This window comes from Hymenobacter sp. IS2118 (genome assembly GCF_000715495.1).
Lineage (GTDB): Bacteria > Bacteroidota > Bacteroidia > Cytophagales > Hymenobacteraceae > Hymenobacter.
On record NZ_JNLX01000157.1, the window covers coordinates 34,671 to 52,638 of the forward strand.

Annotated in this window: 14 protein-coding genes; 7 read left to right on the plus strand and 7 right to left on the minus strand. The window is 59.6% G+C overall.

Going from position 1 to position 17,968, the window contains the following annotated elements; genetic code table 11:
* Window positions 1-445 precede the first annotated feature (445 nt).
* The 5 genes from GM79_RS16155 to GM79_RS26120 all read right to left on the minus strand — a co-directional run bounded on the left by GM79_RS16155 (window position 446) and on the right by GM79_RS26120 (window position 5,072).
* The gene (locus GM79_RS16155) at window positions 446-1,885 is read right to left on the minus strand and encodes an amidohydrolase family protein (RefSeq protein WP_035565864.1); all 1,440 of its coding nucleotides are present in this window, start codon (window positions 1,883-1,885) and stop codon (window positions 446-448) included.
* Between the two features lie 334 nt (window positions 1,886-2,219).
* Window positions 2,220-2,846, minus strand: coding sequence for a hypothetical protein (locus tag GM79_RS16160; protein WP_035565867.1), 627 nt, complete (start codon window positions 2,844-2,846; stop codon window positions 2,220-2,222).
* Between the two features lie 167 nt (window positions 2,847-3,013).
* Window positions 3,014-3,742 carry a M16 family metallopeptidase gene (locus GM79_RS16165; protein ID WP_051718978.1) on the minus strand — a complete coding sequence of 243 codons (729 nt, stop codon included), beginning with the start codon at window positions 3,740-3,742 and terminating at the stop codon, window positions 3,014-3,016.
* Between the two features lie 17 nt (window positions 3,743-3,759).
* Window positions 3,760-4,773 (minus strand): M16 family metallopeptidase, encoded by a 1,014-nt coding sequence (locus GM79_RS16170; RefSeq protein ID WP_235184090.1) that lies wholly within the window; start codon window positions 4,771-4,773, stop codon window positions 3,760-3,762.
* Between the two features lie 38 nt (window positions 4,774-4,811).
* Entirely contained in the window at window positions 4,812-5,072 is a 261-nt protein-coding gene (locus GM79_RS26120) for a M16 family metallopeptidase (protein ID WP_235184091.1), read from the minus strand.
* A 412-nt stretch (window positions 5,073-5,484) separates the two neighbouring features.
* Between GM79_RS26120 and alr the strand changes: the two genes are divergently transcribed.
* From alr to GM79_RS16185, 3 genes are all read left to right on the plus strand, one after another.
* Complete coding sequence (gene alr, locus GM79_RS16175; RefSeq protein ID WP_081867821.1) at window positions 5,485-8,073, plus strand: alanine racemase; 2,589 nt, start codon at window positions 5,485-5,487, stop codon at window positions 8,071-8,073.
* A gap of 288 nt (window positions 8,074-8,361) precedes the next feature.
* On the plus strand, window positions 8,362-9,789 hold the full coding sequence (locus GM79_RS16180; RefSeq protein ID WP_035565870.1) for an alpha/beta hydrolase family protein: 1,428 nt from the start codon (window positions 8,362-8,364) through the stop codon (window positions 9,787-9,789).
* Between the two features lie 477 nt (window positions 9,790-10,266).
* Window positions 10,267-10,944, plus strand: a complete 678-nt coding sequence (locus GM79_RS16185; RefSeq protein WP_035565873.1) for an IS1595 family transposase — start codon at window positions 10,267-10,269, stop codon at window positions 10,942-10,944.
* A 205-nt stretch (window positions 10,945-11,149) separates the two neighbouring features.
* On the opposite strand, the gene GM79_RS16190 is transcribed toward GM79_RS16185, so the two are convergent.
* Entirely contained in the window at window positions 11,150-12,049 is a 900-nt protein-coding gene (locus tag GM79_RS16190; RefSeq protein WP_081867822.1) for a carboxypeptidase-like regulatory domain-containing protein, read from the minus strand.
* A 723-nt stretch (window positions 12,050-12,772) separates the two neighbouring features.
* Here GM79_RS16190 and GM79_RS16195 point away from each other — a divergent pair.
* A complete protein-coding gene (locus GM79_RS16195; RefSeq protein WP_161787201.1) occupies window positions 12,773-14,029 on the plus strand; it encodes an alpha/beta hydrolase family protein in 1,257 nt (418 codons plus the stop codon).
* A 23-nt stretch (window positions 14,030-14,052) separates the two neighbouring features.
* Here GM79_RS16195 and GM79_RS16200 read toward each other — a convergent pair whose 3' ends face one another.
* Window positions 14,053-14,952, minus strand: a complete 900-nt coding sequence (locus GM79_RS16200) for a carboxypeptidase-like regulatory domain-containing protein (protein ID WP_072008642.1) — start codon at window positions 14,950-14,952, stop codon at window positions 14,053-14,055.
* Window positions 14,953-15,172: 220 nt separating this feature from the next.
* Here GM79_RS16200 and GM79_RS16205 point away from each other — a divergent pair, with 220 nt between their 5' ends.
* The 3 genes from GM79_RS16205 to GM79_RS16215 all read left to right on the plus strand — a co-directional run bounded on the left by GM79_RS16205 (window position 15,173) and on the right by GM79_RS16215 (window position 17,902).
* On the plus strand, window positions 15,173-15,451 hold the full coding sequence (locus GM79_RS16205; protein WP_081867824.1) for a ferrous iron transport protein A: 279 nt from the start codon (window positions 15,173-15,175) through the stop codon (window positions 15,449-15,451).
* 10 nt (window positions 15,452-15,461) lie between these two features.
* Window positions 15,462-17,630, plus strand: a complete 2,169-nt coding sequence (gene feoB / locus GM79_RS16210) for a ferrous iron transport protein B (protein WP_081867825.1) — start codon at window positions 15,462-15,464, stop codon at window positions 17,628-17,630.
* A gap of 71 nt (window positions 17,631-17,701) precedes the next feature.
* Window positions 17,702-17,902 (plus strand): hypothetical protein, encoded by a 201-nt coding sequence (locus tag GM79_RS16215; protein ID WP_035565887.1) that lies wholly within the window; start codon window positions 17,702-17,704, stop codon window positions 17,900-17,902.
* Window positions 17,903-17,968: the final 66 nt, after the last annotated feature.

The following is a 17,968-nucleotide window of genomic DNA, read 5'->3' on the forward strand; positions in this document are numbered from 1 at the left end:
GAGTCGACTTGTAGCAGGAAGTCTTCTGCGTGCTGCGCCGTAGTGAGTCGGGTGGTCACGAGCAATCTATACAGCCCCCCTGGCCCGCGGTCGACGCGGGCCGAAAGCATATTGTCTCGGCAGGGTCCAGAAAAGACGCACGTTTGCCCGTGGGTGGTCCAAACACGTCCGTTGATTTGGAAACCCAGGGTATTGGCGCCAACGGCTGTGGCGGCAGGTAACGGCAGCCCAGGCTCCGGCGTTTTGGAACGGTCACACCCACCCAATAGTAAGCAGATGCCCAGGAAAGCCGTTAGAGTAGAAAGCAGTTTCATGTAATTGGAGGTAGTGCAAAAGAATGAGCAACGCGACAACAGCAGGGTTGCATAGCAGTGACAAAAATCTTTTCCTAAAAGCTAATGTACACGAAGAATGTAACAGCAGAATGTAATTCAACCAAACCTCCTCACGGATTCTTCACCGCCCGCATCATGTTTTTGAGCGCCGCCGTCGGATAGGCTTTGCCCCGCGACACCACGGCGTCAATCTGCTTGATGTTGGCGATGTTCTCCAGCGGGTTGGCGGTGAGCAGCAGCAGGTCGGCATCTTTGCCGGGGGCGATGGTGCCGGTGCTACTGGCCACGCCCATAAATTTGGCGCCGTTGATGGTGGCGGCTTGCAGGGCTTGCAGGGGCGTAAGGCCGGCTACCACCAGCTGCTGCAGCTCGTCTTGCAAGGAGGCGCCGGGGTAGATGAAGGAGTTGAACGGCCCGCTGTCGGAGCCGGCCAGAATGCTGACGCCGGCCGCCTGCATCAGCGGCACCAGCGTGTAGAACTTCGCTTCCAGCTTGCGGCTGAATGCTTGTGCGGCGGGCGACTGCTGGCGGGCGCCGGCCAGCCGCCGCTGATAGGTGGCCTGAATTTTGGGGTCGATGTAGGCCCGCAGCGTATCCTGGGCGTGGTCGTTTTCCGCCAGCTCGCTCAGGGTCTTGCCAATGAAAAGCGTAGGCACCACGGCCGTTTTGCGCTTGGCCATGAGCTTGAAAATGCGGTCGGCTGCCTCCGGACTGTACGTGTCGTACACGGCCGGCAGCACCGCAAAAAGCCCCAGCGGCTTGGGGGTACTCAGGCTGCTGCGCACCAGTGCCGTTAGGCTGTCTTCCTTACTGGAGGCTGCCTTGAAGACGTAATACAGGTGCTCGGTGGCGTCCAGGCCGCGCCGCACGGCATCGGCCAACGTCACGGAGTAGGGCATGTGGCCGGTGGTTTTCAAACCCCGCTTCTGAGCCTCAGAGATGGTGTTGAGGAAGGCTGGGCCGGAAATTTTGCTATCGTAAATTTTTACGTAGTCCACCCCCAGCCGCTTGAGCGAATCCACGGCCTGGCGAATTTGGGCGGGCGTTTCCACTGCCAGCGAGCCGGGCCAGTAGCCTCCGGGACCATCGATTTTGGGGCCGGAAGTAAAGATGCGCGGCCCGGCCAGCTTGCCGGCATTCATATCCTGGCGCCACTGAAACACGCTGGGCGTGAGGTCGCCGCCGGCATCGCGCACCGTGGTCACGCCGTGGGCCAGAAAAAGCGTCAGGCTTTTGCGGTTGGCGGCAATGAGGCTGTCGCCGCCCCGAAAGTGTACGTGCATGTCCCACAAGCCCGGAATGAGGTAGCGCCCGTTGCCGTTCACGTACTGCTTGGCGGCGTAGCTGTCGCGGTCGGCGGGCTCAACACCCACAATTTTGCCCCTCGAAACGGTGACTACCTGATTGGGCCGGAGCTGGCCGGTTACCACGTCCACCACGGTTACGTGGTTGATTACCACGTCGTAAATTTCCAGTTTGGTGGGCCGGCGGGCACAGTCGGCCAACAGCACAATCAAACTCAGGCCTAATAGCAATCGAAAAAATCTCATGTAAGAAACAGACAAACAAGGGCCGGCAAAGTTAGGCGGGGATTTGGACCGTGAACCCGGCAAACAGTTTGGCCGGATTTGGCATGGCATAGGGGCGCTGTCGGCCTCGGTAAATCCCAACTGATACCTTTTGACATTGTATGTCAGGCCAGGCGTTGCGTGCGTTCGCTGGTTGTGCGCGGGCTGCTGTTGCAACACCGGCCAGCGCGCAACCAGTAAACGCATGCATCTCCACGCTTGCAGCTTCTGAAGGAACTCACAGTTGCTGGTATTACTGCTCAAAAAGCCGTTCTGATTGCTCAAAACGGCTTTTCTGAAAACAAGTAACGACTGCTTACTGGCCCTTCACCTTGAGGTTTTCAAAGCTGCCTTCCATGATGATAGTGCACTTGGGGCCGCCAAACGTGATGGTTGCGCTGGGCTCATTCTGCTCGGGGGCCCGCACTTCGTAGGTGCCGCTTACCAGCTGGCGCTTGGCGTCGTAGGCCGTAATGGTGACGTTGCCGGTGAGCTCGCGGGTCGTTTCGCTGAAGCGGTAGATGGCGCCGCTGCTGCCAGTGGCGGTGCGCACGGTGTAGATATAGGAGGTAAAAACCGGGTCGGTGGGGCGGTTGCGGCACTGCAGCGCGTAGGTGCCCGTCCACTTGGCCGAAATCTTGGCGCGGTCTACTTCAAAGTAGGTGTTGTCGGTGCCTGCCTCAAAATCCAACGCCAATACTTGCGGCCCCAGGGTGGCGGTGCCTTTGATGTCGGCTGGCCGGTAGCCGGTACCGTAGCCTGAATGGGCGGTACCGCCCGCGGGGGTGATGGTCACAAAGTCGAAGTAGCTGCTCATCTGCAGTGCCGGCGTGGGGTCGGCGGGCATGGGGGCTTCGTCCTTGGCCTTATCGGAGCAAGCGGCAATTAGTCCGGACGCGGCGGTGAAGACGGTTATAAAGAGGGTGCGGACAGGTGTTTTCATAGGGATAAGTGGGCGTGGCAGGTAGCCGAGTGAGGCAGTAGCTGCCAAGGCAAAGGCTGGGCCAAATGGGAATTGCCACGCAAAAAAAGTTCCTTCCCGCCGCAAATCTTTCGAATTGCCACGGAAAGGAACGAAACAATGCACGCGAAATCAGCAGGCAGCCAGCGCTACAGTGCCTTTTTGCGCTCGGCCTGAAACTTCTTTATCTGTGGCTCAATCACCTTTTTGTCGCCCACTACCACCACGGTCATGGCCTCGGGGCGCACATACTTGCGGGCCGTTTCGCTCACCTGCTGGGGCGTCACGGCATTGATGTTTTTCACCTGGTCGGTGAGGTAGGTTTCGGGCAGGCCGTGCAGGTCCAGGGTATTGAGCTGGCCGATGATGCCGCCGGGGTTGGACTTGCGGAGCACGAACATGCCGCCCTCATAGTTCTGAATGCCCTGCAACTCGTCGGCCGAAGGCGGCGTTTTTTGCAGCAGCTCCACTTCCTTCATGATTTCGCGCAGCGAATTGTAGGTATCGGCCGTGGTCACGTCGGCGTTTTGCGTCCAGTTGGAGGTGCGGTATTTGGTATCGAGGTAGCTATAGGGCGAGTACGTGTAGCCCTTGTCCTCCCGAATGTTGCGGGTGATGCGCGAGCCAAACGAGCCACCGAGCAGCGAGTTCATCACGCGCAGCCGGATGTAGTCCGGGTGGCTGGGGTCGACGACCGGCAGGCCCACCACAATGGTCGACTGCGGCGCGTTGGGCCGGTCCTGGGTCAGCACCTCGCCTTTGTTCACGGGCTTGGCTACTTCGATGCTGGGGGCGGGACCGGGCGGGAAGCTGGCCCACGCTGCCGGGACGGCAGTTACGAGGGCCGTGCTGAGCAGCCCAATCACTAGCTTGTTCATGTCGAAAGGAGGGAGGGCTAGCTCTTGGCCAGCGGGTTGATGGTGATGATGGTGCGGTTGGAGGGCCGCAGGTACTCGCGGATGGTAGCCTGCATGAGCGCCGGCGTCACCTTGCGGAATTCGCTCTCCAGGCGGTTGATGCGGCCCGGGTCGTTGTCGAACAAGGCGAACGCGGCCAGCAAATCGGCCCGCCCGAAGTTGTCGGACCCGCTTACCTGGTCGTAAAACGCCGAGCGGATTTTCACCATCGCCAAATCCATGGTGGCTTGGTCGATGCCGGTGCGGGCCAGGCGGTCTATTTCCTGGTCGAGCACGCGCACCACCGAATCGGCCCGCACGGTGGGGTCGTACACCAGGCTGCCCATCCAGAGCATGGGCCCGTTGTAGTTGAACTGGTTGCCTAGGTCCGAGTTGATGCCGCCGCTCACGCCATCGGAGTAGCCGCGCTTCTGCACCAGGGCCTGGTAGAGGCGGCTGTCGTTGCCCTGCAGCAGAATCTGGTCCAGCATTATCAGGGCGTAGTATTCGGGAGTGTTGCGCTCGGGCATGTGGTAGGCGAAGGCCAGAGCCGGCTTGGTGGCCAACTTGTCGTCTTCCACGAAGCGCTGCTCCTGCTCTTGGCGCGGCTCGGCCAGGTCGGGCTTGGGCGGCTGCGGGGCGCTGGGGATGTTGCCGTAGTATTTTTCTACCCAGGCCTTGGCCTCGGCGGGCTCGAAGTCGCCCACCACGGCCAGCACGGCGTTGTTGGGGGCGTAATAGGTCTTGAAAAAGTCCTTGGTGTCGGTGAGCGTGGCGGCGTCGAGGTCCTTGAGGTCGCCGTAGAAATTGTGGGCGTTGTTCCAGTTCTTGTTGGCCTTCTGCGGCATCATCAGCCACGGAAAGCCTCCGTAGGGCTGGTTGAGCACGTTCACGCGCACTTCGCTTTTCACCACCTCTTGCTGGTTGGTCAGGTTGCTCTGGGTGATGGCCAGCCCGCGCATCCGGTCAGCCTCAGCCCACAGAATGGTTTCGAGCTTGTGGGCGGGCACCACCTCGTAGTAGTTCGTGAAGTCGAAGCGCGTGGAGCCGTTCAGCGCCCCACCGTTTTCTTAATCAGCCCGATAAACTCGTTCTTGCCCAGGTTCTGCGAACCCTGAAACATCAGGTGCTCAAACAAATGCGCAAACCCCGTGCGGTTGCGCGGCTCCGTGCGGAAGCCAACCGCGTAGTACGCAGCCACGGTGGCTGTGGGCGCGGTGTGGTCGGGCGAGAGCACTACCCGCAGCCCGTTGGGCAGGGTGTAGTAGTCCACCGGAATCTGGAAAGCGGGTCCGGCCGGCGCTGTCGCCATAGTCGGCGCTGCCGCTGGTGCGGCACTGGTTGCCGAAGCCGCCGTTACGCCCGTGCTGGTTTTGGGGCTGCAGGTACCAGCGCCAGCGCTGCCGCCGGTGCCCACAGCAGGGCACGCCCCAATACTTGGTATTGTTTCATAGGAAAAAGGTGTGGAGTGGGTGAAGAAAGTAAATCCGATTTACGTAATATTTGGCAAAGTCACAGAAAATCTTGCACTTGCAGTAGTTGCTGACTGAGCTAACGCCCACCTCACCCCCTAACCCCCTCTCCCCAAGAGAGGGGGGACTAACCTTAATTTCTAAGGCTAAAGCTAAAACCCAGTTCCCCCTCTCTTTTGGAGAGGGGGCTAGGGGGTGAGGTGGACGTAAGGCCTGCGTCGCATTCTCCCACCCACCGCCGACCTTTGCGCTGTGTTCTTCTTCTCTGCTCTCCCGGGCCTGCTTGGCGGCCGCTTGCTGCAAGCCCCAGCTGCCTCAACCGCCGAAGTCCGCCACCTGCTGCTCGACAGCCGGCGGGTGGGCCTGTCCGCCGGCGCCCTGTTTTTTGCCCTGCGCGGCCCCAGTCACAATGGCCACCGCTACCTGCCCGAACTCTACGCCCAGGGCGTGCGCTTGTTCATCGTGGAGGATGGGCGGGCATTGCCCGGTGGCCTGGCCGCTTATGCGGAGGCGGGCATTATGGCGGTGCCAAGCCCGCTGGCCGCGCTGCAAGCCGTGGCCGCCGCCCATCGGGCCACGTTTGCCGGCCCGGTTTTCGGCATCACCGGCTCCAACGGCAAAACCATTGTCAAGGAGTGGCTGGCCCAGCTGCTGAGCCCCGACGAGGATATCTGCCGCTCGCCGCGCTCCTACAACTCCCAGGTGGGCGTGCCTCTCAGCGTGTGGGAGCTGCTACCCGAACGCCACACCCTAGGCATTTTCGAAGCCGGGATTTCCGAGGTTGGCGAAATGGCCCGCCTGGCCACGGTCATTCAGCCCACCGAAGGGATATTCACCACGCTGGGCACGGCGCACGACGCCGGCTTTGCCTCTGCCCAGGAGAAGCTGCTCGAAAAGCTGCAGCTGTTCCAAGGCCCCCGGTTCCAGCGCTTGTTCTACTGCCACGACCAGGAACTGGTGCGCCACGCCGTGGCCACCCAGCAGCTGCCCGGCTTCAGTTGGACGCGCCACGCCGGGCAGCCCGCCGATATCTATTTTGCCCTCGACCAGAGCACCAGCGGCAGCACCAGCCTGCACGCCCGCTACGCCGGCACGGGCCTGGGAGCCGCATTCACGTTGCCCTTCTCCGATGAGCCCTCGGTAGAAAATGCCCTGCACTGCCTGGCCGTACTACTGCACCGCCAGCTCGAACCAGCCGAAATCCAGCGCCGCCTCGCCCGCCTGCACCCCGTGGCCATGCGCCTCGAAATGAAGCTGGGCCGCCACGATTCCTACCTGCTCGACGATACCTACAACAACGACTTGGCCGGCTTGGCGCTGGCCCTCAATACTCTGGGCCGGCAGTCCCGCCCCGGCCGCCGCACCCTGATACTGAGCGACGTGCTGGAGTCGGGCCTGAGCGGCGCCGAGTTGTACTCCCGCGTAGCCGCGCTGCTACCCGCCGCAGGCGTCACACGTCTGGTAGGCATCGGAGAAGAGATTTCGAGGGAATTAACAATCATAAATTATAAATTAAAAAGTGAGATTGAAGAAGGTCCCGATACCCCGAATACTTCGACTAATCAGGACTCATTTTTAATTTTTAATTCTCAATTTTTAATTGAAACCTACCCCACCACCGAGGCCTTCCTCGCCCAGCTCGACCCCGCTGCCTTCGCCCGCGAAGTCATCCTGATAAAGGGTGCCCGGCGGTTTGGCTTCGAGCGCATTGTGGCGGCGCTGCAGGCCCAGCAGCACGGCACCGTGCTGGAAGTCAACCTCGATGCCCTCGCCCACAACCTGCAGCACTACCGCCGTCAGCTGCAGCCTGCCACCAAGCTCATGGTGATGGTGAAGGCCTTTGCCTACGGCGCGGGGTCTTACGAAGTGGCCAGCCTGCTCGAATTTCAGCGGGCCGACTACCTCGCCGTGGCCTACCCCGACGAAGGCGTGGCCCTGCGCGAAGCTGGCATCAGCCTGCCCATCATGGTGATGAACCCGGCCCCCGATTCCTTCGGCGCGCTGCAGCACTACCGCCTGGAGCCCGAGATTTACTCTTTCGAGATGCTGGCTGAATACCTTGCGGCCTTTCCGCCCGCGGCCAGCCCCGGGCCGCCCATTCACCTCAAGCTCGACACCGGCATGCGCCGCCTGGGTTTCGATGAGGCCGACCTGCCGGCGCTGGTTGCGCTGCTGGGCCAGCAAGCCGCGCGGCTGCCCATCGCCAGCATTATGACGCATCTGGCTGCCGCCGACGACGACGCGCATGACGACTTCACCCAAACGCAGCTGGCAGCGTTCCGGCGCATGGCCACCGCGCTGGAGACCGCCCTGGGCTATGCTGTGCTGAAACACGCGCTGAACTCCGCCGGCATCCTGCGGTTTCCCGCTGCGCATTTCGACATGGTGCGCCTCGGCATCGGCCTCTACGGCGTAGACGCCAGCGGCCGCGACACCGCGGCCCTGCACCCCGTGAGCCAGCTGCGCACTACCATTTCCCAAATCAAAACCCTGCCCGCGGGCCACACCGTGGGCTACGGCCGCCGTGGGGCGGCGGCCGCCAGCGAGCGGCGCATTGCCACCCTGGCCATTGGCTACGCCGACGGCTACGACCGGCGCTTCGGCAACGGGGCGGGCCTGGCGCTCATTCATGGCCAGCGGGCGCCGGTGGTGGGCTCGGTGTGCATGGACATGTGCATGGTCGACGTCACGCACATTGCCCAGGCCCGGGCTGGCGACGTAGCCCTGCTGTTCGGCGAGGGGTTGCCGCTTCCGGAGCTGGCGGGCCGCATCGGCACCATTGCCTACGAGCTGCTGACCAACGTGAGCGAGCGGGTGAAGCGCGTGTTCGTGAGCGAGTAGCGGCACAAATTTTGCCACGTGGTTTTGGCCGTACGCGGGCAACGGCGCTCTCTGCTGCACCTTCAACGTGAAAGATAATTTGCCACTGCTCACCCGTAGGTGGCCGAATTAATGCCCGGTGGGCGGTGCGTACAGCTGATTTTGGCCGGCGCTTTCCGTGATTATTCACGGAGTGCTCATTTAAATAAGATGTTGGCAAGGTATTTATTTTGCTACTTTACAGTCGGCGTCCCGCGTCCTTAATAACTTTGGGTTGCTATCATGTCCTAAAGCGTTTCTTTTCTAACTATGTCAATTAATACTCTGCGCTTATCCCGCCTGACGGGCGGTCTTATTCTTTATCTCATTTGCGCGGGCGTTCTGCCGGCCGCCGCCCGGCCGGCCGCGGTCGCAGTGGCCGCTACCGACGATGCCCCGGCCCTCGATGGCCTGTGGAAGGGCCAGCTGAAAGTGCCGGGCGGGCAGCTCGAAGTCATTTTTCGGCTTCGTAAGCTGATGGGCAACGACTATTACTGCGACCTCGACGTGCCCCAGCAGAAAGTGAGCCGCATGGCGGTGAAAGCCGAAGTGAAAGGCGATACCGTGCGCCTCTACGCCGAGGAAGCCGCTACCCGCTTCATCGGCCGCCTCTCTGCCGATGGCAAGCAGATGAACGGCACCTGGCAATCGCCGGGATTTAAAACGCCAATGGTGCTGAATTTCAGCGCCATGCCCGATATAAGTGCTAAAAATGTGCGCCTCACCCCGCCTTACCGCGAGGAGGAAGCCACTTTCACCAACCTCACCGTGAACACGCGGCTCGGCGGCATGCTCACCATTCCGGCCGGCCAGGGGCCGTTTCCGGCCGTAGTGCTGCTCAGCGATGCTGGCCCGCAGGACCGTGACGGCACCGTGGGCGACTTTGCCCCACTGGGCCTGTTGGCTGATTTTCTTACGCGCCGGGGCATCGCCGTGCTGCGGTTTGATGACCGGGGCGTGGGTAAATCCGGCGGTACGGCTGCCGTCAGCACCGCCGATTTGGTGAGCGATGCCCAGGCAGGCATGAATTTCTTGCGCACCCGTCCCGAAATTGATTTGGCACATCTGGGCCTGATTGGGCACGGCGAAGGCGGTAATGTGGCACTGCTGGCGGCGGCGCAACCCTTGCCGCCGGCTTTTGTAGTGGCCCTGGCCGCTTACGGCCTGCCGGGCCGCGAAATTGTGGTGCAGCAACAGGCTACCACGCTCCGCACCCTGGGCACCGACAACAACCAGATTGAGGCCGCGACCAAGCGGCAGCAGGCCATGCTCGAAATCATTCGGCAAACGACCGATAACGCCCAGGCCCAGGCCATTGTGGCCAACATGCTCAAGCAGAACAACGCCGCTATCGACAATGCTACCGCCCAATCGAGCGCGGCCGAGATGACGTCGGCCCGCTACCGGTTTTTCCTCGCCTTCAACCCGGTGCAGCAGCTCACGGGCGTTTCCTGCCCGGTATTGCTCCTGAACGGCACCAACGACCTGACCATCAATGCTGATGCTAACCAGAAAGCATTGCAAAAAGGACTGGCGCTCAATAAGAATGTGACGGCCAAGAAATTGTCCGGTGTCAACCACCTCTTTCAGCCGGAGGCTACCAAGTGGCCCATCATCAACGGCCAGCAGCAGCCCAACTTCTCGCCCGAAGCCGAGGAAACTATCCGGGAATGGATTGTGGCGCAGAGCAAAAAATAATCACTGACTCTCGGTGATTAACCTTGATTTCGCTGATTCAAAAATCCCCTGGCTTGGTAGAGTCAGGGGATTTTTTTATGTGCTGGCAGCACTGCTCTACAGTGGTCGAGCGTGCCACTCTCCTTCAGCGAAATCACGGTTGATAAGTGAGCACGCACGAGTAAGCATAGCCTCCAGGCTGTCATGTCGAGCGCAGCCGAGGCATCTCGCTCGCACCGCTCAATGAAGCGAGCAAGATGCCTCGGCTGCGCTCGACATGACCACACGCAACACGCTTCATGTGCGCGATTATTTAAGCAGTGGTGCAAAAGTAACCGTAGCAAAAAAGCGGGTCATGCTGAGCTTGCCGAAGCCTCTCTACCGCACCGTTGGAGTTGTTCAACGAGGCGGTAGAGAGGCTTCGACAAGCTCAGCATGACGGTTAAAATTTAGGGGCTTAGGAAGCAAAAACCAGAAAATGGGGCATAACTTACTGTTATGCAATCAGCTAACCGCTATTATAAGTGCAGCAAAATTTCAGAGGTCAAATTTCGCTACTTGCTGCGCCTGTTTGCCTTGGATTTGACGGCCTCGGATACGGCCCGGCTCACGGGCCTGAGCGTGCGGGCTGTCAATGAAATTTACCTGCGGCTGCGCCACCGGCTCCTGGCCTGGAGCCCCGTGCCGGCTGAACTCGACGGGGCCGTCGAACTCGACGAGAGCTACTTCGGCCCGCGCCGGGTGCGCGGCAAACGGGGCCGCGGGGCCGGCGGTAAAACCATCGTCTTTGGCCTGTTCAAACGTGGCGGGCAGGTGTACACGGAAATCGTACCCGACTGCTCGAAAAAAACCTTGCAGGCCATCATACGCGGCAAAATCGACGTGGCCGCCATGGTCAATACCGACGGCTGGCGCGGCTACGACGGGCTGGTGGACGTGGGCTTTGACCGCCACTTCCGCGTCCGCCACGGCCAGAACGAATTCGTGGGCGGCGCTTCGCATATCAATGTCATTGAATCCTTCTGGAGCTTCGCCAAAGCCCGCCTTCAGCAGTTCAAGGGCGTACCCAAGCACACCTTTTTGCTGCACCTGAAAGAGTCTGAATTTCGCTTCAATCATCGTTACGAGGACCTTTATAAACTGCTCCTTAAATTACTTCGCCAACAGCCCCTCTAACCAAGTTTGCTTCCTAAGCCCCAAATTTAATACGATTACTTATGCACACCTGCTTAGTCGCTGATTAGCAACTATCAACTGTAATAAAAAAACCCTGGCTCGGTAGAACCAGGGTTTTACAGGAACTATCGGTGTAGCTAAACCAATGGTTAAACACGACGCCCTCAATCAGCGAAATCACGGTTAATCACCGCTAATCAGCGATTTATTTAATCATATCCACTTCGGCCTTAATCATGGCGTTGTAGCGGCGGCCCTGGTCGTTAGCCAACGTGAGCAGGTTCCAGCCCTTGCCAATAGTATAGCTCCAGGTGCGGCTTTCCTTGAACTCGAAGGTGGGACGCATAATCTGGCCGTAGGGCGTGTAGTTGTCCATGAAGTTGGTGGTGTAGAACTTGTCGCCGCCCACAATCCACTCCATGGCCACGAAGAAGCCTTCTTCCGGCGCTGGAATATTGTAGGTGCTCAAGTCGATGGTATACCATTCGCCGCCGCGCGAAGCCGACACCACTACGTTTTCGGTGAGCAGGTCGGTGTTGGGGGCGTTGTAGTTGCCGTCGGCCTTGTAGATACGCACCCGGAAGGGCTCGCGGGGGAAACCATTTTCCCCGATGTAAAAGGACACCGTGCGCACGTTGCCCAGCTTCTTCTGCTTCTCGTTTTTCACGAAAAAGGCGTACTGGCTGCCGGGCAAGCCCTGAATCATGCCTTCGCCGGGGTTGTTTGAGTTGGAGCCGAGCACAAGGTTTTTCACCTTACCGCCTCTAACCGTCACGTTGGCGAGCTCAATAACCCGCTTATCAAGTTCGATGATAAGGTCTTCGGTACCGCCACGCTTGATTACGACGGCACTGCGCGCGTAGCCTAGCGTCATAACAATAAGGGAATCCTGGCTCGCCTTTTCGAGGCCGGCCAGCTGAAAGTAGCCGTACTCGTTGGTTAGTGCGCCCGTGCCCTCTTCCCGCAGGCTAATGGAGGCAAAGGGAACCGGGTCTTTGGTTTTGGCATCCACAACCCGGCCCGTAACACGGTTTTCCTGTGCCCAGCCCAGTGCTGGCAACAGCAACAAAGCCCAAAATGCAAGAACAGGTATGCGTTTCATCATCGCCGGAGATAATAATAATGGATGTAGTTTGGCAAATTTACTAGTTCTCAGTCATTATATCGCCATCCATGGCCAGGGAGCGCAACAAATGATTTGTTAAATCCAAATTAAATGGGCCAATACCATTAAAAAGAAGATAAATATTGGGCAAAAATTTATTAATCAAGCCTTTAGGTTTTGAAAAAAAAGGCCCCGGTACTGCACATCGAAAGTAACGAAAAGTGTTTTTTCTGCCTAACCAGAGTTTTACGACCACAGTACATTTTCCTTATTTGCCGGTAATTGCTTCGAAATTCATTACGTGGCAGGGTTGAAAACGGATTGGCACGACTTGCATCAAGGGACATCAGGGCCAATGCTTCCGGCACAGGGCGGGTACCATAGACGGGCTTTGGCTTGGCTGCGAAGGTGATGTTAAATATTTAATGCAATATATTTATAATGAACTGATTGAAGCGTTTGTTGCTGAGACGGAAGGCCCGGCGGTGGCGCTGGTTACGGCGGGAGTTATGCTATTGCTTATCTTTCGGGTGCCATAAGTCTATTTACAACAAGTGCACAATGAAAAGGTGGGTAATTTGGGTGGTACTGTTGCTGACTGGATGCAGCATTGGTACTGCCTGGGCCAACGGCCGCGCGCCGAGGGGAGAAAGCCTGCCTCTGGGGGGCTTATGGAAGGGGAAACTGTCCGTTTTAGGGGGGCAGCTGGATTTGACCATCAGCGTGGTGCCGTTGGCGAACGGCCAGTACTTTGCCGCCCTCGACGTGCCCGCCCAAAAGGTGAACCGCATGGTCACGGAAATGACCGTTCGCGGCGATTCCGTGCTGTTGTACATGCCGGCGGCGGGCAGCCGCTACGCCGCCCGCTTCGATGCCGCCAAGCGGGAGTTGATTGGCGTCTGGACCCAGGGCGGGGTAAAGTCCCCGCTGCGGCTGCGGTACGCGCCAATGCCAAGCCTCAGCGGACCCGGCACACGCCTGGCCCCGCCCTACCGCGAAGAGGAGGTTGCATTTGATAATGCCGTATCGCGCTTAAATTTTAGCGGCACGCTCACGGTGCCGCCCGGCACCGGGCCCTTCTCGGCCGTGGTGCTGGTGAGCGACCTCGGCGCTCAGGACCGTGACGGTACCGTGGGCAACTATCGCATGATGGGCGCCTTGGCTGATTACCTTACCCGCCGGGGCGTCGTCGTACTCCGCTATGATGACCGGGGGGTGGGGCAGTCGGGCGGGAGCACGGCCACCGCCACCACCGCCATGCGGGTGAGCGACGTGCAAGGCGCCATCAACTTTCTGCGCTCCCGGCTGGAAGTCAACATTGCCCGCATTGGTGTGGTGGGCCACGGCGAAGGCGCCAACGTGGCCTTATTGGCTGCGGGGCAGCCGTTGCCGCCAGCCTTCGTGGTTTCGTTGGCGGGCTACGGCCTCACGGGCGAACAAACGTTGCTGCAACAGCTGCTGATGCAGCAGCGCGCCCAGAAACTGGAACCTGCTGCGATGCAGGCGGCCTACGAGCGGCGGCGTACGATGTACAGCATCATCCGGCTAACTAATCCGGCGCAGGCCCGCGCCATTGTGAGCAACATGCTGCGCCAGGACCAGCCCGGCCTTGATGCTCAGGCTATTCAAAAGGCGGCATCACAGCTGCTGACGCCCTGGCAGCGCTCTTTTCTGGCCTTCGACCCGTTGGAGGACCTGAACGAAGTGCGCTGCCCGGTGCTGCTGCTCAGCGGCACTGCCGATGAAGTGGCTCCCGCCGAGCTGCATCAGGTAGCGCTGGAAAAAGAGCTGAAAAGCTTCAATCGCCAAACGGTTGCCAAGCGTTTGCCGGGCGTCAACCACCTTTTTCAGCCCGCGAAATCGGAATGGACACTGATGAATGGCGAATTGAGTCCCCTGTTTTCGCCTGTGGCACAGGAAACGATTCGGCAGTGGCTGGTTGATTTGGACAAGCCAAGCAAAGTGTTATTCTCTAAATAAGCTACAAGTCAAAAGCTGCAAGCTTATTTAATCATGTCTACTTCGGCCTTAATCATGGCGTTGTAGCGCAGGCCCTGGCTGTTGGCGGCGGTGATGAGGCTCCAGCCCTTGCCGATGGAGTAGTTCCAGGTGCGGCTTTCCTTAAACTCGAAGGTGGGCCGCATAATCTGGCCGTAGGGCGTGTAGTCGTCCATGAAGTTGGTGGCGAAGAACTTATCGCCGCTCACCACCCATTCCATGGCCACGAAGAAGCCTTCTTCCGGCGCCATGATGTTGTAGGGCGTCAGGTCGACGGTGTACCACTGCCCGCCTTGCGGCGCGGAAACCACCACGTTTTCGGTGAGCAAGTCGGTGTTGGGGGCGTTGTAGTTGCCGTCAGCTTTGTAAAGCCGCACCCGGAAGGGCTCGCGGGGGAAACCATTTTCACCGATGTAGAAGGATACGGTGCGCACGCTGCCCAGGCGCTTCTTTTTATCATTTTTCACAAAGAAGGCGTACTGACTGCCGGGCAGGCCCTGAATCATGCCTTCGCCGGGGTCATTGGACTTGGCACCAAGGCCTAAGTTTTTGATTTTCCCCGCCTTCACCACCACGTTGCTCAGCTGAACCGCGCGCTTGGCTACTTCGATGGTAAGGTTGGCTACGGCCACGCCGCGCTGCACCAGCACCGTCCGCCGGGAATAGCCGAGCGCCTCCACGACCAAGGAGTCTTCCGCATTTTTGCTGGGCGTGGGTACCACAAACTGGCCGTGCTCGTTGCTGAGCGCGCCAATTTGTTCACTTTTGAGCCCAACAGACGTGAAGGGTAATGGCTCTTTGGTGTCTTTGTCCACAATCACGCCCTTTATCTGACTCTGCTGAGCCCAACCTGACGTTGCAGTGATGACTGAGAATAATGCTATAAGAAGTAGGCGTGAACTCATATTATTAGGGGTAGAAAGCACAAAATTACAAATAGTGGGGTGAAAGTTATTGTAAAATTTCGGGAGAAACAACCCTTCTTTTTGAGTGTAAGGCCATGAACCTTATTGGAGGCCCGCAAAGTGGCATTTTTTGCTTCAAAAAAACCTGGTGGCGAATAAGCGGTTGGCATTGTACCTTTGTTTGTATTCTTTCTAAATAAGCTTTCCCCGTTTCCTGCCCGTGGCATTTTTCCGCAATTCCTCTCCGCTTGTTGCTGCCGGTGTGGCCGCCCGCCGTACTGCCAAAGACCTGCGCCTGGGCGAATCCGGCACCATTTGCTGCCTCGAAGACCCCGAAATGGCACTTAAGCTGCTGGAGATGGGCTGCGTGCCCGGCGTGCAGGTGCGCCTGAGCGGCCGGGCGCCCCTGGGCGACCCGCTGATGCTGGTGCTTGGCGACCAGGAATACACGCTGTCGGTTCGGGCCAGTGAGGCCGCTACCATTTTATTGAAAGAGTAAAGCGCAGCGTATGGCGGCAACAGAGCGCACCCCCGCGACGGCCGAGTCCCTCGCCCCGCCGGCCGGGCTGGCTGCCGGCCCGCAGCCGTTGCGCATTGCCCTCATTGGCAACCCCAACAGCGGCAAAACGTCGTTATTCAATCAACTCACCGGGCTGAACCAGAAGGTGGGCAACTTTCCGGGCGTGACGGTGGACCGCAAGTCGGGCTTCGCGCAGCTCACGCCGGCGCAGCGGGCCGAGATTGTGGACCTGCCGGGCACCTACTCGCTCTACCCCAAGAGCCTGGACGAGAAGGTGATTACGGACCTGCTCTACGACCGGGCCGCGGGTAACTACCCCGATTTTGTGGTGGTGACGGTGGACGCCAATAACCTGCGCCGCAGTCTGTTGCTCTTCACCCAGCTCGGCGACCTGGGCCTGCCCGCCGTGCTGGCTCTGAACATGATGGACGTGGCCGAGCGCCACGGCATCCGCATCGATTTGCCGGCGCTGGAGCGGGAGCTGGGCGTGCCCATTATCCCGATGAATGCCCGCAAGGGCATTGGCGTGGCGGCCCTCAAGATTGTGATGGCCCAGCGGCTCGATGCCGCGCCGGAACGCTTTTGGGAGCCCGATGAAGCGCTGCTGCCGCTGGTACGGCAAATCCGCTACTACTTCGACCTGCATAACGACTACCTGGCCCTGCACTACGCCCAGCAGTACCGCCACATCGGTTTCCTGAGCGCCGACGACAAGGCGTATTTGCAGGAGCTGACGCACAAGTACGAGTTCGACGCTACGGCGCGGCAAGCGGCTGAAACCATTGCCCGCTACGGCCGCATCAACGACATTCTGCTCGAAACCGTGACGGTGACGCGCACCGAAACCCGTGAGCCGATTAGCAACCGCATCGACAAGGTGCTGACCCACCGCATCGGCGGCTACCTGATTTTTCTGAGTATTCTGTTCCTGTTGTTCCAGGCCATTTTTGCCTGGGCGCAGTACCCCATGGACTGGATTGACCAGGGCATTGCGGCCCTGAGCGCCACCATTCAGGACAATTTCGACGGGCCGTTGGTGCGCCTGCTCACCGAGGGCGTGCTGGCTGGCCTGGGTGGGGTGCTGATATTCATTCCGCAGATTGCGCTGCTGTTTGGCTTCCTGGCCGTGCTGGAGGAAACGGGCTACATGGCCCGCGTTACCTTTCTGATGGACAAGCTGATGCGGCCATTTGGCCTTAGCGGCAAAAGCGTGGTGCCGATGATATCGGGGCTGGCGTGCGCGGTGCCGGCCATTATGGGCGCCCGCACCATTGAGAGCTGGAAGGACCGGATGATAACCATCTTTGTGACGCCGCTCATGTCGTGCTCGGCGCGCATTCCGGTGTACACGGTGCTGGTGGCGCTGGTGGTGCCCGACCAAGCTGCGTGGGGCATCTTCAACCTGCGCGGCGTCACGCTCATGGGGCTGTATTTGCTGGGCCTATTTTCGGCCCTGGGCTCGGCCTGGGCGCTGAAAATCGTGCTCAAAGCCCGGGAGCGGAGCTACTTCATCATGGAATTCCCCGTGTACCAGTGGCCGCGCTGGAAAAACGTGGGCCTGACTATCTACCAGAAAGTGCAGGCCTTTGTGATGCAGGCGGGCAAGGTGATTGTGGCCATTTCGGTGCTGCTGTGGGTGCTGGCCACCTACGGCCCCGGCCAAAAGCAGGAAACCGCCGAAGCCCAGGTGCGCCAGCAAGTGCCCGCCCAGGGCTGGAACGAGGAGGAAACCAGCCGTCGCGTGGCTTCAGCCCGTCTCGAAAACTCTTACGCTGGCTCGTTTGGGCGGGCCCTGGAGCCGGCCATCCGCCCGCTGGGCTACGATTGGAAGATTGGCATTGCACTGCTCACCTCGTTTGCGGCGCGGGAGGTATTTGTGGGCACCATTTCCACCATCTACAGCGTGGGGCAGGACGCCGACATGGGCACGCTGCAGGACAAGCTGCGTGCCGAGAAAGACGCCAACGGGCAGCCGTTCTTCACGCCAGCCCGGGCGTTTTCGCTGCTTGTGTTCTACGTGTTTGCCATGCAGTGCATGAGCACGCTGGCCGTGACGTACCGCGAAACCAAGAGCTGGAAGTGGCCGATGGCTCAGCTGGTGTACATGACCGGGCTGGCCTACGTGGCGGCCTTGGCGGTGTACCAGATGCTGGCCTAACAGCCCATAACGTGCGCCGAAAGGGCCGGGCTTAACTTTTCGGGCGTGGCCGGGTTCGGGAAGGAAAAGCCATGGCCAAGCGTAACTCGCCCAACGACATTAGGGAAATTGGCGACCTCAACCGGCTCGGCGAAATTGTGGTGGACAAGCGCAACGGCAAGCGGGCCGAGGCTAAAAAAAGCCGGCGCAACCGTCACTACGACAAACAATTCATAAAAGGGGCGCTAAAGGACAACCTATATGGCGACGAGCCGGGCCTGGAGCCTGCGTGAGTGGGGCTCGGCTGATGGGAGTAAGCGGGCGTACTGTCCGATTTAAAAGCAGTTGTCCGGTAACGG